This is a genomic window from Mesorhizobium kowhaii, assembly GCF_003253745.1.
Taxonomy (GTDB): Bacteria; Pseudomonadota; Alphaproteobacteria; order Rhizobiales; family Rhizobiaceae; genus Mesorhizobium; species Mesorhizobium kowhaii.
In genome coordinates this window covers 172,233-196,293 of record NZ_MZXV01000051.1, presented here as the reverse complement: position 1 = coordinate 196,293, position 24,061 = coordinate 172,233, and the positions used below count along the sequence as shown (strand labels likewise).

Sequence of the window (24,061 nt, the reverse complement as noted above, 5' to 3'; positions counted from 1 at the left end):
ATCCACCTTGAGAGGCAGACACAATGGCCAACTCCCCGTCTTCATCCTCCCCTGTCATTCGCGACGTCATAGCCGAGCGCGTCTCGCGCCGTACCCTCCTGAAGGGCAGCCTTGCATCTGGTGCGCTGATTGCCGGCGGCAGCTTCGTCGGTTCGTTGTTTGCCGGCGAAACACATGCCGCGGCTGCACTTTCCACACTCGGCTTTCCCGAGCTGAAGCGCGTCTATGACAAGACCCACGCCGCCGCCGAGGGCTATGAGACCACAATCGTCGCACGCTGGGGCGACCCGCTTGTGGCCGGCCTGCCGGATTTCGACGGCAACAAGGTCGCCGCCGACGAGCAGGAGAAGCGCTTCGGCTACAACTGCGACTACATCGCCTTCCTGCCGCTGCCGAAAGGCACGGTGAATTCCGACCACGGCTTGCTTTGCGTCAACAACGAATACATTTCGCCCAACGTCATGTTTCCCGGCATGACCGAGGATGACGCCGGCAAGACGATGAGTAAGGAACAGGTCGATCTCGGCATGGCCGCCATGGGCCACTCGATCGTCGAAGTGCTGTTGAAGGACGGCAAGTGGTCGCTGGTCGAGGACAGCCCGCTCAACCGGCGCATCACCGCCAACACCGAAATGACCGTCTCCGGTCCGGTTGCCGGCCATGCCTTGATGCAGACATCTGCCGACGCCACCGGCACGAAGGTGCTCGGCACCAGCTATAACTGCAGCGGCGGCTTCACCCCGTGGGGCACCGTGCTGACCTGCGAGGAAGGCGTTTCCGACCTGTTCGGCGGCGATCCGAAGAAGGCGCCGACCGCGGACGTTCTCGACCGCTATGGCTTCGACGGTTCCGACATCTATGGCCGTGGCCGCTTCCATGACCGCTTCAATCTCGACAAGGAGCCGAACGAGGCCAACCGTTTCGACTGGGTGGTCGAGATCGACCCCTATGATCCCCAGTCCAAGCCGGTGAAGCGCACCGCACTTGGCCGCATGTCGCATGAGGCGTCCACGGTTGTCCTCAACAAGGACGGCCGCGTCGTCGTCTACATGGGCGACGACGACTATTTCGAATACATGTACCGCTTCGTCTCGAACAAGGCCTACGATCCGGCCAAACCGGCCTCTGGCAACGACCTGCTGGATGACGGCGTGCTTTCGGTCGCCCGCTACGAAGCCGACGGCTCCATGACATGGCTGCCGCTGGTTCACGGCCAGGGCAAGCTTACGGCTGAAAACGGCTTTGCCGATCAGGCCGAAGTTCTGCTGAAAACACGGCTCGCGGCAGACACACTTGGCGCAACACCGATGGACCGTCCCGAGGACATCGAGACCAATCCGGTGACCGGCCGCGTCTATGCGGTGATGACCAAGAACAAGAAGCGCGACCAGTCGAAGGTCAACCCGGCCAACACGCGTCCGGAAAACCTCTGGGGCCACATCGTCGAACTGATCCCGCCAGGCGGCCGCGGCGCAGACGCCGACCATACCGCGGACAAATATGCCTGGGATCTGTTCGTGCTGTGCGGCAACCCCAAAGATGCCGCGGTCGGCGCCACCTTCCACCCGGACACGTCGGACAATGGCTGGTTCGTCTGCCCCGACAACATCACCTTCGATCCGGCCGGCCGGCTCTGGGTGGCGACCGACGGCGCCAATGATTTCGACCTGCCGGACGGCGTCTATGGCGTCGACACCGAAGGCCCGGCGCGTGGCCTGCCGAAACTGCTGTTCACCTGCCCAAATGGCGCCGAAGCAACCGGACCCTGCTTCACGCCGGATGGCACGACCTTGTTCCTGTCGGTCCAGCACCCGGCCGAAGACGCCGAGACGCTCGACAAGGTGCAGACGCTGTGGCCCGACTTCAAGGATGGCCAGTTGCCGCGCCCTTCGGTGGTCGCCATCCGCCGCAAGGACGGGCAGCCGGTCGGCGCCTAGCCAGCACGAAAAAAAGCGGAACGCGCGTTACGCGTTCCGCTTGGCAGTCCGGGAGGACGCTTGGATTTCGCACCGCCCCGATGGTCGGGGCGGTGTCTTGGCGGCTCAGATCGTCTTGGCCGACATCTGCGTGGCGATGTAGTCGGCCTGGCGGATCGCCAGCGACACGATCGTCAGGGTCGGGTTTTCGGCGGCACCCGTCGTGAACTGGCTGCCGTCCGACACGAACAGGTTCTTGATGTCGTGCGTCTGGCCGTGCTTGTTGACGACGCCGTCGGCCGCCTTCTCGCTCATCCGGTTGGTGCCGAGATTGTGGGTCGACGGATAGGGCGGCGTCGGGAAGGTGCGCGTGGCGCCGACCGCGGCGTAGAGCGCCGAGGCCTGCTTGTAGGCATGGTTGCGCATCGCCGTGTCATTGGGGTGGTCGTCGAAATGCACGTCGGCGATCGGCATGCCGTGCTCGTCCTTCAAGTCGGCATGCAGCGTGATGCGGTTCTCCGCGCGCGGCATGTCCTCGCCGACGATCCACAGGCCGGCCATGTGGTCGTAGTGATCGAGCGCCGTGGTGAACGAACGGCCCCAGGCCCCCGGATCGAGGAAGGCCGCCATGAACGGCAGACCGAGCGACAGCGTCTCGAACTCGTAGCCGCCGACGAAGCCTCGTGACGGATCATGGCGCGCCTCGTCGCGGATGATGCCGGCCATGGTGGTGCCGCGATACATATGCACCGGCTTGTCGAAGATGGCATAGACCGAGCCCGTGGTGTGGCGCATGTAGTTCTTGCCCACCTGCCCCGACGAGTTGGCAAGGCCATCGGGGAATTTGCCCGACGCCGAATTGAGCAACAGCCGCGGGCTTTCGATGGAGTTGCCGGCGACGGCGACGATGCGGGCCTTCTGCTCCTGCAGCTTGCCGTCCTTTTCGGCGTAGACCACGCCGGTCACCTTGCCCGAGTCATCATGGTTGATCTTGACCACCATGGCGTTCGGCCTGACCTCGAGATGGCCTGTCGCCTCGCCCTTGGGGATCTCGGTGTAGAGCGTCGACCATTTGGCGCCCCATTTGCAGCCCTGGAAGCAGAAGCCGGTTTGCTGGCAGGACATGCGGTCGTCGCGCTCGACCGAGTTGATCGCCATGTTGCCAGTGTGGCATTCCTTGTAGCCGAGCTTGTCGGCGCCGGCCTTCAACACCTTGAAATTGTTGTTGCCCGGCAATCTCGGCCAATCGTTGGTGCCGGTGACGCCCATCTTGGCTTCGGCCTTGGCATAGTATGGCTCCAGCTCGGACAGCGTGATCGGCCAGTCGAGCAGGTTGGCGCCCTCCAGTTTGCCGTAGGTCGACAGCGTCTTGAACTCGTGTTCCTGGAAGCGCAGCGACGCTCCGGCCCAGTGGGTTGTCGAACCGCCGACCGACTTGACGATCCAGGCCGGCAGGTTTGGAAAATCCTTGGCCACTCGCCAGTCGCCGGAGGTGGTGCGCTTGTCCTTCCAGGCAAGCTGGGTGAACGAATCCCACTCGTCGTTGACAAAATCCTCGTATTCGTGACGCGCGCCGGCTTCCAGGATGACGACGTCGACACCCTTCTGGGCAAGTTCGTTGCCGAGCGTGCCGCCGCCGGCGCCCGAGCCGATGATGACGACCACGCCGTCGTTGTTCAGATCAAATGCTGCAGCCATGGTTTCCTCCCATGATTTTCTGTTTGCGGGTTCAAGAACGACGGGGCTCAGAGCCACTCGATGTCGTTGAAACCGCGCGCGATGTAGCCGCCCTTGGAAAAGGACTCGCCCTCGTAGCCGAAGATCGGCCAGACCTCTTTCTGGTTGTAGAGGCTGACGACGAGGCCACCACGGATGGCCTGGAAGAACGGCGTTGCCTCGACCTGCTTCAGCACAGCGACGCGCTGGTCCTCCCAGCCAAGGCCCCGGTAGCCTCCATCCCCTGACTTCTTGTCGAGGTCGGCGATGCCGTCTTCGATCATCGTCTTGTAGGCGGCGTCCTTGCCGGCCTGCTCGTCATGGCCTTTCACGGCAATGGCGTAATTTTTGTCGGGAACCTGATCGTGCGGATAGATGTCGCGCGCCATCTGGATCAGCGTCGCCATGGTTTCGGGCTTGAGCGCCGATGTCTCGAGCCCCCAGGCATGTTCGGGGCTGATGACCGCGCTGCCGGAGATGACGAGCAGCGCGCCGATGCCACCGCGTTTGAGAAGCTCACGACGTGAAAGTCCAGGCTTCCCGTCATAGATCGTGACCATTTATTCCTCCCTGCTTGCTATTTGCGCCCTGCTGAGCGCCGTTGCTGGCACCGCACCTGCCGGTGCGGTCGCACTGTCCCCTATTTGAAGCGACCTCCGCGTTGCAGAACCTCGATCTTGTAGCCGTCCGGATCCTCGATGAAGAAGAAGCGGGCGATCAGCGATCCGTCATGGTTGAACTCGACGAGCTTCTTGGGGTTGAGGCCGAGCGCGCCGAGCCGATCATGTTCGCTGTCGAGGTCGGCGACCGAGACCGCGAGGTGACCGTAACCATCGCCAAGTCCGTAAGGCTCGATCCGACCCTTGTTCACGGTCAGTTCGAGTTCGAACCCTGACTCGGCATTGCTGAGGTAAATGAGTGTGAATGTCTCGAAGTCCAGCCTGTCGGCGACATCGAGCCCGAAGGCATTCCTGTAAAAATCGATGGATCGGGCCTCATCGAGAACCCGGATCATGGAATGGATCGCTTTGGCCAAATCAGTCTCCGCCCTGGTCTGGAACCGATTATGGGCGGCGCGGGGGAAAAATGGTGGCAGCCGGTTACCACGCCCAAAACCGTGAACTGGCTTGCCTAGTGCATGTCGCGCAAAACTGGCCCCGGTTTTGCGAGAACGACATGCATGAAGACAAACACCTAAAGCGCGTCGCCTGAACCCATTCAAACGCGACGCGCTTTAGGGGACAGGGACGAAAGTCCGATTGCCGTTCCGGCAATTTTGCCCGAGAATGCGGATGGGGACAGGTCGAGCAGTATCAGACCGCACGCCTGCCCGCCCAAGACCAACAAGCATGGGAGGTTTGTCGGATGTGCAGGGTATTTGCGGGCCAGGACCCCGAAGGCTATCGCCAGATCAACCGGTCGATTCGCATCGACGGCCACTCGACCAGCATCCAGCTTGAAGCGACATTCTGGGCGTTGCTTGATGAGATCGCCGAAAACCAGGGCCTGACGACGCCGAAATTCATCTCGAAGCTTTACGACGAAGCCATCGAGATCAACGGCGCCATTCCAAACTTTGCCTCGATGCTGCGCACCACCTGCGCGCTCTATTTGCGCGGCCATCGTCCAGGCATGGATGAACAGATGGTGCCGAAGCGGCAAGCCGCCTAGAGCAATTCCAGGAAAAGTGTGAAACGGTTTTCCCGATTGCGTCAAAACAAAGAGATAGAGCGGTTCGGCGTTTCCGTGAAACGGTGAACCGCCCTAGCCTCCTTCCACGGCGACAGCGAGCGCCAGCCGGCTCATATCGGTGAACAGGTCCTGACGCTCGGAGTAGTCGGTCAGTTCCCCGGTCTCGATGTTGTCGACCACCGTGCAGATCGACAACGCCCGAGCCCCGAAATGCTCGGCGATGCGATAAAGCGCGCTGGTTTCCATATCCACGGCCAGAGCACCGGCTGCCTGCGCATCGGCAAAGCGGCCGCGTCCTTCCGGGTGATAGAAGATGTCGCTGCAAACCGTCAGGCCGGCACAATGGTCGATGCCGAGTTCGGCTGCCTTGGCCAGCGCACAACTGAGAAGTGCCGGATCCGGACCGGCGACGGCTTTGTAGAGGCCGAAGACCTGACCGCTTTGAGCGCTTTCCGCCTGCGCCGATTGCGAGATGACAAGGCTGCGCAGCTTGGCCTTGGCGGTCAGGCTGCCGCAGGTGCCGGTGCGGATCAACGTCCGGGCACCATAATAGTCAAGCAATTCATGCGCATAGATCAGAAACGACGAGACACCGATGCCTGTCGCCTGGATGCTGATGGGTTTGCCGCGAAACAGTCCGGTAAAGCCAAGGGCGTAGCGTCGGCGATTGATGCAGCGCGGCGCTTCCAGAAAAGTTTGCGCCATCCATTCGGCGCGCTGCGGATCACCCGGCAGCAACACCGTGTCGGCGTAGGCACCCTTGTCTGCTTCGTTGTGTGGCGTCAACCGCTGCTCCCCCAAGCCCACTTGCCGTTTCACCCGCAATCATGGCGTTGTCACGGCGTAGCGCAAGGGAAAGAGCATCAGAAAATTCTAAGACTCCAGCACATCCTTGACGATCGTCGCCAGTTGCTTGAGCGAAAACGGCTTTGGCAGGAAGCCGAAATGCGCATCTGCCGGCAGGTTTCTGGCGAATGCGTCCTCGGCATAGCCGGACACGAAGACGAATTTGATGTCCGGCTGGCGCTTGCGCAATTCACCAAGCAGCGTCGGCCCATCCATTTCCGGCATCACCACGTCGGAGACGACGATGTCGACCTTGCCGCCCAGCGCCTCGAACACTTCCAGCGCCTCGACGCCCGAGGATGCCTCGTGCACGGTATAGCCGCGCGATACCAGCGCCCGCATGCCGCCCATGCGCACCGCGTCCTCGTCCTCGACGAGCAGCACCGTGGCCGAGCCGGACAGATCCTTGGCCGCATCGGCAACCTTCGCCGGTGCCGCCGGCAGATCGTCGGGCTCGCCTGCTTTTTTCGCTTCCGCGATATGACGCGGCAGGAAAATGCGGAAAGTCGAGCCCTTGCCGACCTCGGAATCGCAGAAGATGAAGCCGCCGGTCTGCTTGATGATGCCGTACACCATCGACAGGCCAAGCCCGGTGCCCTTGCCGACCTCCTTGGTGGTGAAGAAGGGCTCGAAAATCTTCTTGAGCACGTCGGGCGCGATGCCGCTGCCGGTATCCTCGACTTCGACCACGACATAGTCGGCTGGGGTGAGTTCGCGGTAGGAAAAGGCCTTGCATTCCTCGGTGGCCACATTGCGCGTGCGCACGGTGAGATCGCCGCCCGCCGGCATGGCGTCGCGCGCGTTGACCGCAAGATTGACCACCACCTGTTCGAACTGCCCGATATCGACCTTGACCGGCCACAGGTCGCGGCCATGGTCGACCTTCAGCTTGATGTCGTTGCCGACAAGGCGAGCCAGCAGCATCCTGAGATCGGCCAGCACGTCGGTCAGGTTGAGCACCTCCGGCCGCAGCGTCTGCTTGCGCGAGAAGGCCAGCAATTGCCGCACCAGCGAGGCCGCCCGGTTGGCATTCTGCTTGATGTTCATGATGTCGGGGAAGGATGGGTCCGACGGGCGATGGTTGGTCAACAAAAGGTCGGACGCCATGATGATGGCGGTCAGCACATTGTTGAAGTCGTGCGCGATGCCGCCGGCGAGCTGGCCGACCGCCTGCATCTTCTGGCTTTGCGCCATCTGCCCTTCGAGCGCTTTCTGCTCCGTCGTCTCGACGGCGTAGACGATGGCCGACTCCTCGGCGCCCTCGCCGCCGGTGCCGTCGGCGACCGCGTTGACGTAGAAACGGATGTGCCGGTCGTCGTTGCCGGGCAGCAAGGTGTCGATCGGCTCGATGTCGGCCTGCCGCTGCTGCGCCTTTTCGAAAGCCGCGGCGAAGGCCGGCCGATCGCGCTCGTGGATCACCGTGTCGAGCCGCACACGACGATCGACGGCGTCGCGGTCGACGACCGACGAAAACAGCGACAGGAAAGGCGCATTGGTGCGCAGGATGCGCCCGCTGTGGTCGACACCGGCTATCGCCATCGGTGTCGAGTTGAAGAAGCGGGTGAAGCGCACTTCCGAAGCGCGCAGGTCGGCCGAGGCGTCCTCGCCCTGCGTGCGGTTGAGCACGATCGTGCGCGTTGGCCCGTTGAGGCCTTCGCGGCTGGCCGAAACGCGGTGCATGAAACGCACCGGCAGTGCTTCGCCCGTCATCGTCGTCAAGTCGAGATCGATGACCGCGTTGCGTGTCGTTCCGGGGTCGGCCTTGACCGAGCGGACCAATGCCATGCCGTCGCCGGCCACGATCTCCGGCAGGGTGACGGAGCCGGGCGTGAAGCTGGTAAGGTCGATGCCCAGCCATTCGGCAAGCGTGGCGTTGATGTAGGTGACGCGACCGTCCTGGTCGGCCGAAAAGAAGCCGGCTGGTGCGTGGTCGAGGTGATCGATCGCCTTCTGCAGGTCGAGGAAGAAACGCTCCTGCTCGGCCCGCTCCTGCGAGATATCGGCAAGCTGCCAGGCCAGCATCGGCAGCCGCTGGCCCGGAATGCTGAAGGCGCGGGCACGCGCCCGGTACCAGCGGGCGCCGGGCTCGGCGCCCGGCCGAATGGACTGCGCGAGACGAAACTCGCCGTCGCCCGGCTGGCCGTCGCGCAGGCCGGACGCCAGCCGATAGATCGTCACCGAGGCTTCGGGGACATCCGAGAGCAACCCCTCGACCGTCTTCAGGTCGGCCGCCGACGTCGCTCCGGTCATGTCGGCATAGGCCCGATTGGCGTAGACGACGCGGCCCTTTGTGTCCGTGACGAGAAGGCCCTGCGACATCGAATCAACGAATGCCTTCGACAGTTCGTCACCGGTCGAGCGTGGCGTGATCTGCACGAAGCCGATCGCCGTGGCGAACAGGAAGCCGACACCGATCATCGCCAGCACACCGAGCATGCCAAGCAGAAAAGGGTCGCCGAGGCGCTCGCGGAAAAGGCCGAAGACGATCGCGGCCCCGGTCAGAACGACGATGAAGATGATGAGCCGGGTGACCGCGCCCGGTCGCGTATTCTGGTCGACGATCGGTACCGGATAGAAATCGCCGCGCGCTTCCTTGGCCATGTGCCCCCTGCTCGTGAATTCCGGTGTTCCGACACCCGCCCCTAGCGGGTTGAATCACATTCTCCTAGTCCGGAAAAGGCCTGGGCGGCAAATGTCGGATAAAAATGATATCTTCCGGCCTTCGGAGTTTTCAAGCTGTTCATCAAGCGCGAAACGCAACTTGCGGTGGCCCGCCGCAACGGTCTAGTGTCGCGTCACTTCCAAGGGCAATCAGGTAAAACCAATGCAATGGCTGGATAGCGTGGCGGGCCCCGGTTATGCCGCAGCACTGTTGTGGACGTTTGCAGCGCTCGTCCTGCTGGTCATCGTTCTGGTCATCATCAAGCTCGTGCGCAATCTGACGTTCGGAACCTTCGTTGCCGGCGGCAGGAACCGCAAGACGCGGCTGGCCGTCATGGACGCCACCGCCGTCGACAGCCATCGACGGCTGGTGCTGATACGCCGCGATGATATCGAACATCTGCTGCTGATCGGCGGCCCGACCGACGTTGTCGTCGAACGTGACATCCGGCTTTCGGCGCCACGCCGTCCGGCGCTGACCGGAGATGGCGGCTTGCAGCCCGTCCCGGCCGCCGCGGCCCCGGCGGCGAGACCGCGGGCGCCTCACTCCGCTCCGCCGCCGCCGGTGAGGCAGGCACCTGCTCCGCAGCCGGTGAGCGCGGCGCCGCACGCACGCCCGCGTCAAACAGCGCCGGCGCCAACACCGGCGCCAGCACCGAAGCCGCAGAGTTACCAGCCGGCCAATGTCACGCCGGTGCCCGCCTATGGATCCGCGAATGCCAATGCTATCAGGCACGCGCCGCCACCGCCAAGGCAGGACAGCATCGATGATACGCTGATGAAGGAACTCGAAGTGTCGCTTGACCAGCCGCGTTCGAGCGACCCGGTGAGCAAACCGGTGGCGAAGGCGCCGCCGTCGCTTGACGACGAAATGACGAAGCTTCTGGGCGAACTCTCCAGCCAAAAGAGATGATCAGATCCTGATCTGCCCCGCCAGTCGGGAAATTGGACCGGTCAAGGTCTTGGGCGTGCATTCGCCTGTTCGGACAGATGCGTGGCGCGCCAACAAAAATGGCCGGAAAACCGGCCATTTCAACGTCAGCGTCACTGCAAACTGTCTTGAGCGCAGCCCTTGGCCGATGCGTCAGTCGTCGCGATAGACCTTTTCGCGGCGCTCATGCCGCTCCTGCGCTTCGATCGACAACGTCGCGATCGGACGGGCATCGAGCCGCTTCAGCGCGATCGGCTCGCCGGTCTCCTCGCAATAGCCGTAAGTGCCTTCGTCGATGCGCTGCAGGGCGGAATCGATCTTTGCAATGAGCTTTCGCTGACGGTCGCGGGCCCTGAGTTCGATAGCGCGGTCAGTTTCCGAAGAGGCGCGGTCGGCAAGATCGGGGTGGTTGGCGTTTTCCTGTTGCAGGATTTCGAGTGTTTCGCGCGCTTCGCGCAATATGTCATTCTTCCAGGTGACGAGCTTTTGGCGGAAGTAGGATTTCTGCCGCTCGTTCATGAACGGCTCGTCTTCGGAGGGTATGTAATCGGCGGTAACGATGTCGTTCATTCGACTCACCCAAACTGCCCCAAATTTTGCGCCTATATATTCGCGGTCCGACGCCTGCACAAGCGCAATCGGCCGCCGTCTCACGCAATTGTTAATGTGCGGTGGCTGGCGCCTTTGCAGCAGCGGATGGTCGTTTTGATACCAAACTCCGCTCCGACACTTTGGATCCCGTGCAACATGCTTTTCGAAGATCGGCGTGATCTTCGGGCCGAAGCACAGGCGCCTTTTGCGGCGCCGCACCATGGGTGATTCGCTGTGTTTGAAGAACACGGGCCATTGTGCGCAACGCCTTTCTCGTGGCTAATCCCTAGAGTTTCGGCATTCGGCGTCAGCGGAGGTTGGGTGAGCACGCTTTATCTGTTGCGACATGCGAAGGCCGGCTGGGCACTGCCCGGCATGCGCGATTTCGATCGCCCGCTCGACGCATCCGGCCGCGCCGATGCCGAAATGATGGGCGCGGCGATGCGGTCCCGCTGCTATGTTCCGGACCTGACCCTCTGCTCCAATGCCAAACGCGCCAAGGAGACGCTGGAAGGCCTGGCCGGCCAGACCGACACCGGCCGGGTTCTGTTCTTCGACACGCTCTACAGCGAAGACGCCGCCGGTTACCTCCGCCTCATCCGCGACAATGGCGGATCGGGTTCGTTGCTGGTCATCGGCCACAACCCGATGACGGAAGATCTCGCCATGGCGGTTTCGGGCGACGGCGACGAGACGGCGCGGGCAACGCTCACCCACGGGTTCCCGACCATGGGCCTGGCGGTCGTCCGCTTCGACGGCGATCTCGCAAAAGCCGCCCAGAACGCCGGCTATCTCGAAGCGTTCCTGACGCCGGCCGATCTCTGAAGCCATTTCAAAGCCGGGTTCCACAGCCTATATCGGACGGACCGAAGCCCGAGAGATCATATTTTGGCATCATCGCTGACCACCTTCACCGACGAGGCGAGGATTGCCCTCGATACGCTGTCGGGCCGGGCCACCGGGCTTTTTTCTCCATCGCTGCGATTGGGTGTCACGGGTCTGTCCCGCGCCGGCAAGACAGTGTTCATATCGGCCTTTGTCCACAATCTGATCCATGGCGGGCGCCTGCCGCTGTTCGAGGCTCAGAAATCCGGGCGCATCGCCCGTGCCTTCCTTGAACAGCAGCCCGACGACGCCGTGCCGCGCTTCCAGTACGAGGATCATATCGCCGCACTGGTCAACGATCGCGCCTGGCCCGATTCGACGCGCGCCATTTCGGAATTGCGGCTGACCATCGAATATGAATCGGCCTCCGGCTGGAGCCGCATGTTTTCCTCCGGCAAACTGTCGGTCGATATCGTCGACTATCCCGGCGAATGGCTGCTCGACCTGCCGCTGCTCGGCAAATCCTTCGCCGATTTTTCCCGCGAAGCCTTCGAAATGGCCGTTTTGCCGGTGCGCGAGGACCTGTCGCCGGCCTGGCGGGCGCTGTCGGCGGAGATCGACCCGAACGCCGATGCCGACGAGATGACGGCGCGCCGCCTGGCCGAAAGCTTCGCCGCCTATCTGAAGGCGTGCAAGCTCGACGAGCGGGCGCTTTCGACCTTGCCGCCCGGCCGCTTCCTGATGCCTGGCGATCTCGAAGGCTCGCCCGCACTGACCTTCGCGCCCCTGGCTGGGCTCGGCGACAAGCGTCCGCGCCCAGGGTCGCTGCACGCCATGATGGACAGGCGTTATGAGGCCTACAAGACGCATGTCGTCAAACCGTTCTTCCGCGAACACATCACGCGCCTCGATCGTCAGATCGTGCTGATCGACGCCATGCAGGCCCTGAACGCCGGCCCCGGCGCCATGGCCGACCTGGAGCGCGCGGTGACAGAGATCCTCAGTTGTTTCCGTCCCGGTCGGGGCAGCTTCCTCACCGACCTGTTTTCACGGCGCATCGACCGCATCCTGGTTGCCGCGACCAAGGCCGACCATCTGCACCACGAAAGCCATGACCGCCTGCAAGCAATCGTGCGGCGGCTTGCCGACCGCGCCGTGGCACGGGCGAATTTCACCGGCGCCGATGTCGATGTGGTCGCCATGGCGGCCGTGCGCGCGACACGCGAAGGCACTGTCAAACAGGGCCGAGAGACGCTTCCCGTCATCATCGGCACACCGATCGCCGGCGAGAAGATCAACGGCGAAACGTTTGATGGAAAAACGGAAACAGCCATATTTCCCGGTGATTTACCGGAGAATATTGATGCGGTGTTCGATATTTCGGGACCCGATCACAAGCAGGACGCTGTGGATCCGGCAATCCGCTTCGTCCGTTTCCGTCCACCAAAGCTCGAACGCACGGCCGAAGGTGTCACGCTGTCGCTGCCGCATATCCGGCTCGACCGTGCCTTGCAGTTCCTGATTGGAGATCATCTGGCATGACCGCGCCCCGCAAGCCGGCCGCATTTCGTATCGAGCCGGAAGCCCTACCAAGACAAGAGGCGCCTGAGGCGCGCCGTGCCCGGGCCGGCACCCGTGCCCAGGCCGACGCAGAGCGGAAGCCCCGCGCGATGAAGACCGATGTCGCCATGGTCATCCCGGCGGAAGTCGATGTCTTCGACGAACCCGACATCGTTACCGCCGAACCACCGCCGGCGATCGCCCCCAGAAGGCGGTCGCTGCTTGGCAGCATCTTCTTCGGCGCCTTTGGCGTGCTGGTTTCGCTGGCTGTCGGCCTGTGGACCGATCAGCTCATACGGGACCTCTTTGCGCGCGCCGAATGGCTGGGCTGGCTGGCAGCCGGCATGGCGGCCATCGCCTTGCTGGCACTTCTGGTCATCCTCATCCGCGAGTTCCTGGCAATCGCCCGCCTCGCCGAGGTCGAAAAGCTGCAGAAGCGAGCCCTCGATGCCATTGCACGCGACGATCCCAAGGCGGCACGATCGGTGGTCGACGAGCTGTCGGCCTTCGTCGCCGCCAAGCCCGAAACCGCGGCCGGCCGGCGCGCGCTGGCCGAACTGCGCGGCGAAATCATCGACGGCGGCAATCTGGTGCGCCTGGCCGAAGCCGAAATTCTCGGCCCCCTCGATGCCAGGGCAAAGGTGATGATTCTCGAGGCCGCCAAACGCGTCTCACTGGTGACGGCGGTCAGCCCGCGCGCGCTGGTCGATGTCGCCTATGTCGTGTTCGAGGCCGGACGCCTCATTCGCCGCCTGTCGGAACTTTATGGCGGGCGGCCGGGAACGCTCGGTTTCTTCCGCCTGGCGCGCAGCGTGCTGGCGCATCTGGCGGTCACTGGCTCGATCGCCGTCGGCGACAGTTTCGTCCAGCAGATCGTCGGCCACGGCCTGGCGGCGCGCCTTTCGGCCAAGCTTGGCGAGGGCGTCGTCAATGGCATGATGACGGCGCGCATCGGCATCGCGGCGATGGAGACGGCGCGTCCCCTGCCCTTCAGCGCCGCGAAGCGTCCGGGACTGGGCGATTTCCTCTCGGCGCTGACATCGTTTGCAACCAGGAAAGGTGCTGAAACAACCTCATCCGGCAAGTGAACCGGACTGCAGCATTTGGACCTTCGGAATTGTTACCGGACTGCTTTCCGGTGGGCTCGTAGTGACGAAGCATTAACCAATCTTGTTCATGGTCAGACGGGTTCCAAACAGCCTCTTTGTTGCCGGGTGTCGTCGATGAAAAGTGTAATTCTGTCCAGCGTCTTGCCGCTGGCAACCGTGATCACAGCACTCGTCGGTATTGCCGGAGCGGCTTCCGCGGCGGAACCGGACAAGCAGTTCTTCCAGTCGGCCGAAGGCAAATGGATCGGCCCCGGCGAAATCGTCGCCGGCAAATACAAGGGCACCAAATTCAACTGCAGCTTCACCGGCTCGACGCCGGACGGCAAGGTCGGCATGTCACTCGACGGCGGTTGCCGGGTCGGCATGTTCACCCAGCAGATGTCGGCCAAGATCGAGCGCAAGGGCCGTGAGGGCTACAAGGGCAGCTTCATGGGTGGCGCGACCGGTTCCGGCCTCGACATCATCGGCGGCAATGTCGTCGATGCCCGCAAGGTGGTTTTCACCATCAACCGCAACCAGCTGCGCGGCGTCATGCAGGCCCGCATCCCCGACGACAATTCAATGACGGTGACCATTGCGGTGCGCGTCGACGACCAGTTGGTGCCGGTGATCGGGATGAGCCTGAAGCGCGTCGATGCCGTCGAAGTCGGTTCCATCGCGCCGAACTGAACAATCACCGATCCCTGATGCATGTCGCCCAAAGTGGCCCCGCTTTTGGCGGAACAACATGCACAAAAACAAAGACAAAAAAGGCGGCGACCCACGGTCGCCGCCTCGTTTAAACCGCTTGAACCAGGCGCTTAGCCCTTGATCGCGGCCGTCACCTCGTCATAGGCCTTGCAGGCGTCGGCCAATGTCGTGGCGCCCTGATATTTGGTTGTCACTGCCTGCACCTTGGCCGTCAGATCAGCCGCCTTGGACGGGTCCTTGGTGATCGCCTCCTGCAGCGCGGCAGCCATGTCCTGCGCTTTCTTGGTTGCGATCTCGGCCGTGCACTCAGGCGCCTTCGAGCAAGCCGAACCGGCAAGCACCGCCAGGCCGACGGCAACAAACAAAAACTTCTTCATGTCAGTCATCTCCTCAAAAGGGCTCGACTTGATCGTCGCTCACCCTCCAATGGCCGAAGCCGAGCGTCCTTAGCCTTCGATTGTGGCAAGATGCAACGCGGTCCCGGCGTCACTTGTATAACGCGCCTGCAACATCGCCGGTGATCCGGATTCGGGCTGTTCGATCCCCACCGAAGCCCCTATCTTCGCCCCTTGTCATAGAACTCCGAAATCGGAATCGGTCCTCAAACGAGCGGAATGGCGGCATGGCTGTAGAGGCATCGAGCAGCGATCTGGTTCAGGTGGTGGCGCTGCTTGCAGCCGGCGTTGTCGCCGTTCCCATCTTCAAGCGCATGGGCCTCGGCTCGATCCTCGGCTATCTGGCCGCCGGTGTGGTGATCGGCCCGTTTGGTCTCCGCGTCTTTTCCGAATCGGAAGCCATTCTTCATGTCGCTGAGCTTGGCGTGGTGATGTTCCTGTTCATCATCGGACTGGAAATGCAGCCGTCGCGGCTGTGGGGCCTGCGCCGCGAGATCTTTGGCCTCGGTGCACTGCAGGTCGGCGTCTGCGCGGTCTTGCTGACCGCTGTTGGCGTGGCGGGAGGGTTTCCAATCTCGCAATCCTTCGTCGCCGGCGCCGGCTTCGTGCTGACCTCGACGGCGATCGTCATGCAGCTTCTCGAGGAACGCGGCGAAATCGCCGAGCCGAAAGGCCAGCGCATCGTGTCGGTGCTGCTGCTCGAGGACCTGGCCATCGTGCCGCTGCTGGCCCTGATCGCGTTCCTGGCGCCCGGCGGCGCCGACACCAGCCTGACGGAGCGCCTCACCGAGGTCGGCATCGGCCTTGCCGCGATCGTCGGACTGGTACTGGCAGGCCGTTATCTGCTCAATCCGTTCTTCCGCATCCTGGCGGATGCGCGTGCCCGCGAGGTGATGACGGCTGCCGCCCTTCTGGTCGTCCTCGGATCGGCGCTCGCCATGCAGCTCAGCGGCCTGTCGATGGCGATGGGTGCATTCCTGGCCGGCGTGCTGCTGTCGGAATCGACCTTCCGCCATCAGCTCGAAGCCGACATCGAACCCTTCCGCGGCATCCTGCTCGGCCTGTTCTTCCTCGCCGTCGGCATGTCGCTCGACCTGCATGTGGTGGTCGCGAACTGGCGGCTGATTGCCATCTATGTCGTCGCCTACATGGTGATGAAGGCGCTCGGCATCTACATCGTCGCCCGGGTCTTGAAAACCGGCCATCGCGAAGCGCTGCAACGTGCGGTCTTCATGGCGCAAGGCGGCGAATTCGCCTTCGTCCTCTATTCGGCGGCCGCCGCGGTCGGCATCATCGACAACCAGGCCAACGCGACCCTGACGGCGATCGTCATCATCTCGATGGTGCTGACGCCGCTGGCGATCATCGCGCTGCGGTATCTCACGCCGCGCGACGAGCAGTCGCTCGACGGGGTCGACGTCGCCGATGGCCTGACCGGTAGCGTGCTGATCATCGGCTTCGGCCGCTTCGGCCAGATCGCCAGCCAGCCGCTGCTGCTGCGCGGCATCGATGTGTCGATCATCGACAATGATGTGGAGATGATCCAGGCGGCGGCCGATTTCGGCTTCAAGGTCTATTATGGCGACGGCACGCGCCTCGATATCCTGCGCGCCGCGGGTGCAGGCCGGACGCGCGCCGTGCTGATCTGCGTCGACAAGCCTGATGTGGCCGTTCGCATCGCCCAGCTGATCAAGGCCGAATTCCCACTGCTCACCGTGCTGGCCCGGGCTTTCGACCGCGGAACAGCGCTGCAGCTCATTCGCGCCGGCGTCGACTTCCAGCTGCGCGAAACCTTCGAATCGGCGCTGGTTTTCGGAGGTTCGGCGCTGGAGTCGCTCGGCGTAGATCCCGAAGACGTGGCCGAGGTGATCGAGGATGTGCGGCGCCGCGACACCGCCCGTTTCGAAACCCAGCTCGCCGAAGGTGTTCGCGCCGGACAACGCTTCTTGAGGGGCAATATCGGCACGCCCATCCCCACACCCCTCACCCAGCCGCGCCGTACCGGCCAGGCACTCAATGAAGAGACGGCCGGTGTTTTGCACAAATCCGAACCCGCGGATTGAACAAGGAATTATGCATGGAATTGGACAGCAGAGCCCTGTCGGTCACCAAATTCTGGCGCGACGCCGGCGAGGATGCATGGTTCGAGAAGAACGAGGCTTTCGATGCCGACTTCCGCAACCGCTTTCTCGATCTGCACTACGCAGCCGCGCGGCGTGAATGCGACGACTGGTCGGCACACGCCGAAGGCTCGCTGGCGCTGATGATCCTGCTCGACCAGTTTCCGCGGAACTGTTTTCGCGCCACCGGCCATATGTATGCGACCGATCCGCTGGCCAGATATTTCGCTGCAAAGGCGATCGCGGCGGGCCATGATCTGGCGCTCGACGAGGACGTCCGCGTCTTCCTCTATTTGCCGTATGAGCACTCGGAGCTGCTCGCCGACCAGCACATATCGGTCGAGCTGACGCGGGCCAGGGCCGAGCCCTATCTGAAATACGCCGTCGAGCACCGCGATATCATCGAGAATTTCGGCCGTTTCCCGCACCGAAACAGGATGCTTGGCCGCGAGACCACGCCGCATGAGCAGGGGTTCCTGGATGGCGGCGGCTTCTCCGGTTAAAAGGCCCTGCTGCCGCCTCCCCAAGCGTCAGACCAGCCACCAATCGCGGCCGGATGGCAATCGCTCGATACCGGACGTGTCGACCGCGACCAGCCGGTCCGCAACGCTGCGGCCACCGACAACCAGGCCCGGCGCGATCTCTGCCAGCGGCGCCAGCACGAAGGCGCGCTCCAGCATGCGCGGATGCGGCACTTCCAGTCCCGTCTCGTGAATGACGCGGTCGCCGAACACCAGAATGTCGATGTCGATCAGCCGCGGTCCCCAGCGCTCCTCGCGCACCCGCTTCAGCCGGCGTTCGGCATCAAGACAGAGGTCGAGCAAGGCGCGTGGCGCAAGCCCGGTGGAAATTTCGGCAGCCGCATTGAGAAAATCCGGCTGATCGAGCTTGCCCCAGGGTGGCGTGCGATAGAGCGAGGATACGCCGGTAACGCGCGTATCCGCGTCGGCATCCAGCATGCGCAGCGCCGCGCCCATCGACTTCGCCGGGTCGCCAAGATTGCCGCCAAGGCTGAGATAGACGGTGCTATTCGGGCCAGACAACGGTCACCTCGACGTAATCGAGCACACCGGGGACCGGGGCGTTGGGCTTGCGCACGGTGATCTCGGCCTTTTTGATCTGCGGAAAACGCGCCGTCAGCGCACGGGCCACCTCGAGCGCCAGGGATTCGATCAGAAAGCGGCGCTGCCCCGTGATGATCTTTTCGATCACCGTGAACGCGATACCGTAGTTGACCGTGTCCTCGATGGAATCCTCGACAAGCGCCCGGCCGGGATCAACGGTAAGAGCGGCATCGACATAGAAGCGCTGGCCGAGCCTTTCCTCCTCGTCCAGCACGCCGTGCCGGGCAAAGAATGCGCAATTCTTCATGCGGATGACATACATCGCTCAGTCTTTCGCCCAGTCGGTTTGACGCGCCAGCATAGCATCTGCGAGCGCCAGCGCGTCCACGTTGAATGCGACATCATGGACGCGAAACAGATCGGCGCCCTTGAGCCGCAGGATGACGCTGGTCGCCGCTGTTCCGACACCTCTGTCAGCCGCGTCGCGGCCGGTGACGGTGCCGATGAAGCGCTTGCGCGAGGTGCCGGCCATCAGCGGCAAGCCGAGCGCACTGAGCTCGGAAAAGCGAGCCATCAGATCGAGATTTTCCTCCGCCGTCTCCTTGGCGAAGCCGAATCCGGGATCGAGCACGATATGGTCGTCGGCAACGCCATTCTGACGGGCGATTTCCAGCGATTTTCGCAGGAACGCCAACTGATCGGCAATCACGTCCGGCAGCTTCTCGCGGTCCCGCCCGGTATGCATGATCACAAGCCCGGCGCCGGCGTCGGCGGCGACACGGGCAATGTCGGGCTCGCGCTGCAAACCCCAGACATCGTTGACGATATGCGCGCCGGCGGCCACCGCGAGCCGGGCGGTGTCGGCGCGATAGGTATCGACCGAAATCAGCACCTCGCCGGCGCTTGCCAGCGCTTCGATCACCGGCAGGATGCGGGCCTGTTCGTCGCTCGGCGATATCGCGGCGGCACCCGGGCGGGTCGATTCTCCGCCGACATCGACGACCAGTGCCCCTTCCCCGATCATGCGCCGTGCCTGGACCAGCGCCTTTTCGGGGGCGTCGAACAGACCGCCGTCGGAAAAGCTGTCGGGCGTGACATTGAGGATGCCGACCACCACGGCCTTGCCGCCAAGGTCGAGATGGCGTCCATGCGCCAAGTGCCATCGCCTAGCCGTCATTGCTCAGCAACCATAGGCTCATCAACCAAGAGGCTCATCAACGATGTGTGATCCGCAGCGGATCAATTCCGTTGCGCTGGCAACGGCCGTAAAGCAAGGTGATCGAAGAGGCAACATGATGAAACGATCCATGCTTGGCATGAAACCATCCCTGCTCTGTGCGCTGCTGCTTGCCGCCACTGCCGTCCCGGCCGGTGCGGCCAATCTCGTCAAGACGTACAGCTATTTCGCCATCGGCGGCAGCACCCTCGACGACATCGAGGCACAACTCTCCAAACGCGGGCCGGAGGTGAAAAGCACGGGCACGCGGCACCCGGGCGCCACGCAGATGGCCTTCACCACCCGCATAAGCTATGCGAAGACATCGAACTCCTGCCGGATCGCCGACGCGGTGGTGACCGTCAAGGTGAAGGTGATCCTCCCCGAATGGCGCCGTCCGCGCAAGGCCGATGCCGATGTCAGGCTGTTTTGGGACACGCTGGCCGCCGACATTAAGCGCCATGAGGAGCGCCATGTCGAGATTGCCAAAAACCATGGCCGCGAACTCGAAGAGGACCTGAAAGCCGCCTACCCGCAAAAGAATTGCGACGCCGCCAAGGCCAAGGCCGCCGAAATCACCGCGGCCGTTCTTGCCAGGCATGACCGGGCACAGGTGCAGTTCGATCGTGTCGAAAGCGTCAATTTCGAAAGCCGCATCCTGCGGCTGCTGCGCTATCGCATCGAACGCATCGAGAGTGGTCAGCTGCCGCCGGCCTGACTCGAAAACCAGCGGCGCCGGCGAAAGCCAAATTCACTGAAGCGTAGTGCCAGTTTCGAAAAACTTTCGGGCGCCTGTCGAAATCGGCCTATACGGGACGACATATATCAGGCTCGCCAGGCACGGGCTTCAAAACGCCAATGCAATCAAAATGGTCAAAGGACCGGACAGGGCCGAACAAGGCCGGTCAATCGCAAGCTTACGGATGAACGATCATGGACCAGGCTGTCGACAAGCAAACGATGGTGGAAACCGGCACGCCACTGACCGAAACCGAAAAGAACGCCATCATCGCCGGCGTGCTCCTGTCGATGCTGTTGGCGGCACTTGATCAGACCATCGTCGCACCTGCCATGCCGACCATCGGGCATGCGCTCGGCCATGCGCAATATCTACCATGGATCGTTACCGGATACCTCTTGACCGCGACCGCCATGGCGCCGCTCTACGGCAAGATTTCCGACGTCTATGGCCGCCGGCCAACTGTTTATGCGGCAATCCTGATCTTTCTCCTGGGATCGCTGGTCAGCGCCATGGCCCCCAACATGTTTGTGCTGGTTGTCGGACGGGCGATCCAGGGCGCTGGTGGCGGCGGCCTGTTCACCTTGACGCAGACCGTCATCGGCGACCTTGTTCCGCCACGCGAGCGGGCGCGCTACACCGCCTGGATCTCCGGCACCTGGGCTGTCGCCAGCATCGCCGGGCCGCTGCTCGGCGGTACATTTGCCGAACATCTCCACTGGTCGCTGATTTTCTGGATCAACATTCCGCTCGGCCTGCTAGCCATGGCGATCATCAACAAGCCGCTCAAGAAGCTGCCAATCGCCGCAAAGCAGCATCGCATCGACGGCCTGGGCGCGCTGCTGCTTGTCGCGGCCACGGCATTGTTGCTGCTGGCGCTCAACTGGGGCGGCAGCGAATATCCATGGCTGTCGCGCGAAATTCTCGGGCTGTTGGCCGCTTCAGTGGTTTTCTGGGCTGCTTTCGCACTGCGTCTGCTGCGCGCGGCTGAACCGCTCATCTCGCTTGAGGTGCTCAGCAACCCAGTCGTTCTCACCGGCACCTCGTCAGTGTTCCTTTTGCAGGCCGCCAACATAGGTCTGGCGGTCTACCTGCCTGTCTATCTGCAGTCGATCGTCGGTCTCTCCGTCAGCGAGTCGGGTCTGGCGATGCTGGGCCTGCTGCTTGGCACCGTGGCCGGCGCGACGATCAGCGGGCGTATGCTACAGCATTTCACCCACTACAAGCGGATCGCGATGGTGGGTGTGCTCTTCGCCATGATATGCCTCGGCCTGCTCGCTTTTGTCGCCGGGAACGCCTCGCTGCTGGTTGTCGAGATCCTGACGATCTGCGTCGGCCTGGGCAGCGGGACGACCTTCCCGGTTGCCACCGTATCGGTCCAAAACGCCGTCGATCGCGCGCACCTCGGCGTCGCAACCGGCGTGCTCACCTTCCTGCGCTCACTGGGCAGCGCGCTGGGTGTCGCCATGCTCGGCGCTGTCGCGCTTGGCTACGGCCTGCCGCTTGCCGGTGAAGGCACGCTGGCCATCGGACAGGTTATTTCAGCCGCGCCATTCGAGATGATCTTCCTTGTCGCCGCGGCGACGCTGCTCATGGCGCTGATCGCACTCGGCCTGATGCCGGAAATACCGCTTCGCGGTCAGGCCGAGCATGCACCGGTGATGGCGGAATAGAGCAATTCACGGTTTCCGCCAGGAATTGTGCGGAAACAGACGGCTGGCGCAACGCTGAGGTGGTCCGGCGGCTCAGCCGACGACGCCGAGTTTCTTCTGCAGGCTGGTCGACGAGGTCGTGTACTGGAACACGATGCGCTCGCCGGGGCTGATGATGCGCTTGGCAGCCTGCGCCATCAGCGCCACCTCGTGGAAGCCCGACAGGATCAGCTTCAGCTTGCCGGGATACCAGTTGATGTCGCCGACCGCGAAGATGCCTGGCACCGACGTCTGGAACTTCTCGGTGTCGACCGGAATGAGGTTCTCGTGAAGATTGAGCCCCCACTCCGCGATCGGCCCGAGCTTCATGGTCAGGCCGAAGAACGGCAGCATGCGGGTGCAGGGCACCTCGACATCTCCGTCCGGCCCCTTGATGACAGCCGATGAGAGCTGGCCGTCCGCGCCGGTCAGTCCGGTCACTTGCCCGACCTGGAACTCCAGCTGCTTCATCTCCTGCATGGCATACATCTTGTTGACGCTGTCGGGTGCGGCGCGGAATTCGGGCCGCCGGTGCACCAGCGTCACGCTCTTCGCCACCGGCTGCAGGTTGAGCGTCCAGTCGAGCGCCGAATCGCCGCCGCCGACAATGACAAGGTCGTGGCCGCGAAAATCGTCCATCCTGCGTACCGAGTAGAAGACGCTCTTGCCTTCATAGGGTTCGATGCCCGGGATCGGCGGCCGCTTGGGCTGGAAGGAACCGCCGCCGGCGGCAATCACCACGACCTTGGCCTCGAACACCTCATTCTCGTCGGTGGTGACGCGAAAGCTGCCGTCCTCCAGCTTTTCCAGGCTGGAAACCATGCGGTTGTAGGTGAAGTCAGGCTTGAACGGCGCGACCTGCTCGAGCAGTCTGTCGACCAGCCCCTGCGCAGAGATCGAAGGCCAGCCTGGAATGTCGTAGATCGGCTTTTCCGGATAGAGTTCCGCGCATTGGCCGCCCGGCCGGTCGAGGATGTCGATCAGGTGGCACTTCATGTCGAACAGACCGAGCTCGAACACGGCAAACAGGCCGACCGGCCCTGCCCCGACAATGAGGACGTCTGTCTTGGTGATGTCGGTCATGCGGTGTGCCTCGCTGCGCATGACCCCGAAAATCGGAATCGATTTTCGGAAAGGATCATGCGCCAAATAAAAGTGCTACAGCGTCCTTTGCGCGCCCAAGAGGACGCGCGGCGCTGTAGCGGAAACCGCGTGACACTGCATGAGCAATGCGCCGCTGCCAAGCAGCAGCCGGCAAAAATCGGTGTCTCAGCCCTGGCGGGCCGGCACCCGGACGACCAAACCGTCAAGCGCGTCGCGCACCTTGATCTGGCACGACAGCCGCGAGTTCGGCTGGACCTCATAGGCGAAGTCCAGCATATCCTCTTCCATCGCTTCCGGCTCGCCGACTTGCGCCGTCCATGCCTCGTCGACATAGACATGGCAGGTCGCGCAGGCGCAGGCGCCGCCGCACTCCGCCTCGATCCCCGGCACCGCGTTGCGGATCGCGTTCTCCATGACCGTCGAGCCGTTTTCGGCGTCCATGTCGAATTGTGTGCCGTCATGGGCGATGAAAGTCAGCTTGGTCATTTGTCACCTGAAGGAGTCTCGCCCGAGATAATCACTCCGGCAGACAAGTCAACTGCGCGCGAAAGCGCCGCTCGGTGACGTTTTTCCGCAAACCGGGTTCAGCGACTGATGGCGGCGATGAAATCGCGCACTTCGTCGATCAGGACACCAAGCCGCCCGAGCGTCTGGTTGTCTTCCGGCCGGTGCTCGATCTCGGTGGCGCAATCGGCGATGGCAAAGGCACCGACACCCCGTGCCGAACCTTTCAGCCCATGCGCCAGCAGAAGCCGGTCCTTGATGTCGGCATCGACTATTTTGTCGCGCACCGACAGCGCCTGTTGTACAAACAGCGCCAGCACCTCTTGCTCGAGGCTGCGGTCGCCCATCGTCTGGCGGGCAAGATGTGCCAAATCGACCGGCCGTGACCGCCTGGGTCCGGATACGTCGCCCCCGGGCATTGAGAAGGCAATGCCACTTTCGCCACGCATGAACTCGAACTCCGTTTCTTCGATCGCCCAAAAAGCTAGGTGATTCCAGTGGACAACGGGTTAATGAGTGGCCTGGAAAAATGTTGCGAAAGCGGCGCCGAAATCACGCTTCCGTTAACCTTATATTTAAAGTTTTACGTATCTCGCGGAATGCATGTTTTCTTTACCCCCCTGTGTCATTACGATACGAGGGGTCCATTTTCAGCCTCCTGCGCGGGGTACGACAAACACAATTATAAGCC

Annotated in this window: 24 protein-coding genes; 11 read left to right on the top strand and 13 right to left on the bottom strand. The window is 62.9% G+C overall.

Annotated features, from left to right (window positions below):
• The first annotated feature begins 23 nt into the window (after nucleotides 1-23).
• Entirely contained in the window at nucleotides 24-1,937 is a 1,914-nt protein-coding gene (locus B5V02_RS23395) for a PhoX family protein (protein WP_111546435.1), read from the top strand.
• Nucleotides 1,938-2,042: 105 nt separating this feature from the next.
• On the opposite strand, the gene B5V02_RS23390 is transcribed toward B5V02_RS23395, so the two are convergent.
• From B5V02_RS23390 to B5V02_RS23380, 3 genes are all read right to left on the bottom strand, one after another.
• Nucleotides 2,043-3,614: a GMC family oxidoreductase gene (locus B5V02_RS23390; protein ID WP_111546434.1), complete on the bottom strand. Its 1,572-nt coding sequence runs from the start codon at nucleotides 3,612-3,614 to the stop codon at nucleotides 2,043-2,045.
• A 47-nt stretch (nucleotides 3,615-3,661) separates the two neighbouring features.
• Entirely contained in the window at nucleotides 3,662-4,192 is a 531-nt protein-coding gene (locus B5V02_RS23385) for a gluconate 2-dehydrogenase subunit 3 family protein (protein ID WP_111546433.1), read from the bottom strand.
• An 80-nt stretch (nucleotides 4,193-4,272) separates the two neighbouring features.
• Nucleotides 4,273-4,668 (bottom strand): VOC family protein, encoded by a 396-nt coding sequence (locus B5V02_RS23380; RefSeq protein ID WP_111546432.1) that lies wholly within the window; start codon nucleotides 4,666-4,668, stop codon nucleotides 4,273-4,275.
• A gap of 329 nt (nucleotides 4,669-4,997) precedes the next feature.
• Between B5V02_RS23380 and B5V02_RS23375 the strand changes: the two genes are divergently transcribed.
• Nucleotides 4,998-5,303: a ribbon-helix-helix domain-containing protein gene (locus tag B5V02_RS23375; protein WP_111546431.1), complete on the top strand. Its 306-nt coding sequence runs from the start codon at nucleotides 4,998-5,000 to the stop codon at nucleotides 5,301-5,303.
• A gap of 93 nt (nucleotides 5,304-5,396) precedes the next feature.
• Here the strand turns inward: B5V02_RS23375 and B5V02_RS23370 are convergent, their stop codons facing one another.
• Entirely contained in the window at nucleotides 5,397-6,110 is a 714-nt protein-coding gene (locus tag B5V02_RS23370; protein WP_111546430.1) for a purine-nucleoside phosphorylase, read from the bottom strand.
• Nucleotides 6,111-6,197: 87 nt separating this feature from the next.
• Complete coding sequence (gene cckA / locus B5V02_RS23365; protein WP_111546429.1) at nucleotides 6,198-8,771, bottom strand: cell cycle histidine kinase CckA; 2,574 nt, start codon at nucleotides 8,769-8,771, stop codon at nucleotides 6,198-6,200.
• Between the two features lie 223 nt (nucleotides 8,772-8,994).
• Between cckA and B5V02_RS23360 the strand changes: the two genes are divergently transcribed.
• Nucleotides 8,995-9,744 (top strand): flagellar biosynthetic protein FliO, encoded by a 750-nt coding sequence (locus B5V02_RS23360; RefSeq protein WP_111546428.1) that lies wholly within the window; start codon nucleotides 8,995-8,997, stop codon nucleotides 9,742-9,744.
• Between the two features lie 171 nt (nucleotides 9,745-9,915).
• On the opposite strand, the gene dksA is transcribed toward B5V02_RS23360, so the two are convergent.
• Nucleotides 9,916-10,332 (bottom strand): RNA polymerase-binding protein DksA, encoded by a 417-nt coding sequence (gene dksA / locus B5V02_RS23355; protein ID WP_095085082.1) that lies wholly within the window; start codon nucleotides 10,330-10,332, stop codon nucleotides 9,916-9,918.
• A gap of 342 nt (nucleotides 10,333-10,674) precedes the next feature.
• Between dksA and B5V02_RS23350 the strand changes: the two genes are divergently transcribed.
• The 4 genes from B5V02_RS23350 (at nucleotide 10,675) to B5V02_RS23335 (ending at nucleotide 14,516) form a co-directional block, all read left to right on the top strand.
• The gene (locus tag B5V02_RS23350) at nucleotides 10,675-11,178 is read left to right on the top strand and encodes a SixA phosphatase family protein (protein WP_111546427.1); all 504 of its coding nucleotides are present in this window, start codon (nucleotides 10,675-10,677) and stop codon (nucleotides 11,176-11,178) included.
• A 63-nt stretch (nucleotides 11,179-11,241) separates the two neighbouring features.
• Nucleotides 11,242-12,720: a YcjX family GTP-binding protein gene (locus B5V02_RS23345; RefSeq protein WP_111546426.1), complete on the top strand. Its 1,479-nt coding sequence runs from the start codon at nucleotides 11,242-11,244 to the stop codon at nucleotides 12,718-12,720.
• A complete protein-coding gene (locus tag B5V02_RS23340; RefSeq protein WP_111546425.1) occupies nucleotides 12,717-13,826 on the top strand; it encodes a YcjF family protein in 1,110 nt (369 codons plus the stop codon). The genes B5V02_RS23345 and B5V02_RS23340 overlap by 4 nt, the downstream gene beginning before the upstream one ends.
• Before the next feature lie 135 nt (nucleotides 13,827-13,961).
• On the top strand, nucleotides 13,962-14,516 hold the full coding sequence (locus tag B5V02_RS23335) for a hypothetical protein (protein WP_111546424.1): 555 nt from the start codon (nucleotides 13,962-13,964) through the stop codon (nucleotides 14,514-14,516).
• Between the two features lie 131 nt (nucleotides 14,517-14,647).
• Here the strand turns inward: B5V02_RS23335 and B5V02_RS23330 are convergent, their stop codons facing one another.
• Nucleotides 14,648-14,914, bottom strand: coding sequence for a hypothetical protein (locus tag B5V02_RS23330; RefSeq protein ID WP_056582264.1), 267 nt, complete (start codon nucleotides 14,912-14,914; stop codon nucleotides 14,648-14,650).
• A 245-nt stretch (nucleotides 14,915-15,159) separates the two neighbouring features.
• Between B5V02_RS23330 and B5V02_RS23325 the strand changes: the two genes are divergently transcribed.
• Nucleotides 15,160-16,995: a monovalent cation:proton antiporter-2 (CPA2) family protein gene (locus B5V02_RS23325; RefSeq protein ID WP_111546423.1), complete on the top strand. Its 1,836-nt coding sequence runs from the start codon at nucleotides 15,160-15,162 to the stop codon at nucleotides 16,993-16,995.
• 14 nt (nucleotides 16,996-17,009) lie between these two features.
• On the top strand, nucleotides 17,010-17,555 hold the full coding sequence (locus B5V02_RS23320; RefSeq protein ID WP_111546422.1) for a DUF924 family protein: 546 nt from the start codon (nucleotides 17,010-17,012) through the stop codon (nucleotides 17,553-17,555).
• 27 nt (nucleotides 17,556-17,582) lie between these two features.
• Here B5V02_RS23320 and folK read toward each other — a convergent pair whose 3' ends face one another.
• Genes folK through folP form a run of 3 tightly spaced genes read right to left on the bottom strand, consistent with a single transcriptional unit; the run spans nucleotide 17,583 to nucleotide 19,293 of the window.
• Nucleotides 17,583-18,095: a 2-amino-4-hydroxy-6-hydroxymethyldihydropteridine diphosphokinase gene (folK, locus tag B5V02_RS23315; protein ID WP_111546421.1), complete on the bottom strand. Its 513-nt coding sequence runs from the start codon at nucleotides 18,093-18,095 to the stop codon at nucleotides 17,583-17,585.
• Nucleotides 18,079-18,438, bottom strand: a complete 360-nt coding sequence (gene folB, locus B5V02_RS23310) for a dihydroneopterin aldolase (RefSeq protein WP_056582260.1) — start codon at nucleotides 18,436-18,438, stop codon at nucleotides 18,079-18,081. The genes folK and folB overlap by 17 nt, the downstream gene beginning before the upstream one ends.
• 3 nt (nucleotides 18,439-18,441) lie before the next feature.
• Nucleotides 18,442-19,293, bottom strand: a complete 852-nt coding sequence (folP, locus tag B5V02_RS23305) for a dihydropteroate synthase (protein WP_111546420.1) — start codon at nucleotides 19,291-19,293, stop codon at nucleotides 18,442-18,444.
• Nucleotides 19,294-19,432: 139 nt separating this feature from the next.
• Between folP and B5V02_RS23300 the strand changes: the two genes are divergently transcribed.
• Nucleotides 19,433-20,050 (top strand): DUF922 domain-containing Zn-dependent protease, encoded by a 618-nt coding sequence (locus B5V02_RS23300; protein WP_167458647.1) that lies wholly within the window; start codon nucleotides 19,433-19,435, stop codon nucleotides 20,048-20,050.
• A 215-nt stretch (nucleotides 20,051-20,265) separates the two neighbouring features.
• On the top strand, nucleotides 20,266-21,744 hold the full coding sequence (locus B5V02_RS23295) for an MDR family MFS transporter (protein WP_111546419.1): 1,479 nt from the start codon (nucleotides 20,266-20,268) through the stop codon (nucleotides 21,742-21,744).
• A gap of 72 nt (nucleotides 21,745-21,816) precedes the next feature.
• Here the strand turns inward: B5V02_RS23295 and B5V02_RS23290 are convergent, their stop codons facing one another.
• The 3 genes from B5V02_RS23290 to B5V02_RS23280 all read right to left on the bottom strand — a co-directional run bounded on the left by B5V02_RS23290 (nucleotide 21,817) and on the right by B5V02_RS23280 (nucleotide 23,819).
• Entirely contained in the window at nucleotides 21,817-22,845 is a 1,029-nt protein-coding gene (locus B5V02_RS23290; protein WP_111546662.1) for an NAD(P)/FAD-dependent oxidoreductase, read from the bottom strand.
• Between the two features lie 186 nt (nucleotides 22,846-23,031).
• Entirely contained in the window at nucleotides 23,032-23,352 is a 321-nt protein-coding gene (locus B5V02_RS23285; RefSeq protein WP_111546418.1) for a 2Fe-2S iron-sulfur cluster-binding protein, read from the bottom strand.
• A gap of 98 nt (nucleotides 23,353-23,450) precedes the next feature.
• Nucleotides 23,451-23,819 carry an Hpt domain-containing protein gene (locus tag B5V02_RS23280; RefSeq protein WP_111546417.1) on the bottom strand — a complete coding sequence of 123 codons (369 nt, stop codon included), beginning with the start codon at nucleotides 23,817-23,819 and terminating at the stop codon, nucleotides 23,451-23,453.
• Nucleotides 23,820-24,061: the final 242 nt, after the last annotated feature.

Bases quoted from the DNA above. Each gene is read 5' to 3' on its own strand.
- B5V02_RS23385 (WP_111546433.1), bottom strand. From the start codon at position 4,192: ATGGTCACGATCTATGACGGGAAGCCTGGACTTTCACGTCGTGAGCTT.
- B5V02_RS23285 (WP_111546418.1), bottom strand. From the start codon at position 23,352: ATGACCAAGCTGACTTTCATCGCCCATGACGGCACACAATTCGACATG.
- dksA (WP_095085082.1), bottom strand. From the start codon at position 10,332: ATGAACGACATCGTTACCGCCGATTACATACCCTCCGAAGACGAGCCG.
- B5V02_RS23295 (WP_111546419.1), top strand. From the start codon at position 20,266: ATGGACCAGGCTGTCGACAAGCAAACGATGGTGGAAACCGGCACGCCA.
- B5V02_RS23320 (WP_111546422.1), top strand. From the start codon at position 17,010: ATGGAATTGGACAGCAGAGCCCTGTCGGTCACCAAATTCTGGCGCGAC.
- B5V02_RS23325 (WP_111546423.1), top strand. From the start codon at position 15,160: ATGGCTGTAGAGGCATCGAGCAGCGATCTGGTTCAGGTGGTGGCGCTG.
- B5V02_RS23300 (WP_167458647.1), top strand. From the start codon at position 19,433: ATGAAACCATCCCTGCTCTGTGCGCTGCTGCTTGCCGCCACTGCCGTC.
- B5V02_RS23360 (WP_111546428.1), top strand. From the start codon at position 8,995: ATGCAATGGCTGGATAGCGTGGCGGGCCCCGGTTATGCCGCAGCACTG.
- cckA (WP_111546429.1), bottom strand. From the start codon at position 8,771: ATGGCCAAGGAAGCGCGCGGCGATTTCTATCCGGTACCGATCGTCGAC.
- folB (WP_056582260.1), bottom strand. From the start codon at position 18,438: ATGTATGTCATCCGCATGAAGAATTGCGCATTCTTTGCCCGGCACGGC.
- folP (WP_111546420.1), bottom strand. From the start codon at position 19,293: ATGACGGCTAGGCGATGGCACTTGGCGCATGGACGCCATCTCGACCTT.
- B5V02_RS23375 (WP_111546431.1), top strand. From the start codon at position 4,998: ATGTGCAGGGTATTTGCGGGCCAGGACCCCGAAGGCTATCGCCAGATC.
- B5V02_RS23290 (WP_111546662.1), bottom strand. From the start codon at position 22,845: ATGACCGACATCACCAAGACAGACGTCCTCATTGTCGGGGCAGGGCCG.
- B5V02_RS23280 (WP_111546417.1), bottom strand. From the start codon at position 23,819: ATGCGTGGCGAAAGTGGCATTGCCTTCTCAATGCCCGGGGGCGACGTA.
- B5V02_RS23335 (WP_111546424.1), top strand. From the start codon at position 13,962: ATGAAAAGTGTAATTCTGTCCAGCGTCTTGCCGCTGGCAACCGTGATC.
- B5V02_RS23390 (WP_111546434.1), bottom strand. From the start codon at position 3,614: ATGGCTGCAGCATTTGATCTGAACAACGACGGCGTGGTCGTCATCATC.
- B5V02_RS23330 (WP_056582264.1), bottom strand. From the start codon at position 14,914: ATGAAGAAGTTTTTGTTTGTTGCCGTCGGCCTGGCGGTGCTTGCCGGT.
- B5V02_RS23340 (WP_111546425.1), top strand. From the start codon at position 12,717: ATGACCGCGCCCCGCAAGCCGGCCGCATTTCGTATCGAGCCGGAAGCC.
- B5V02_RS23395 (WP_111546435.1), top strand. From the start codon at position 24: ATGGCCAACTCCCCGTCTTCATCCTCCCCTGTCATTCGCGACGTCATA.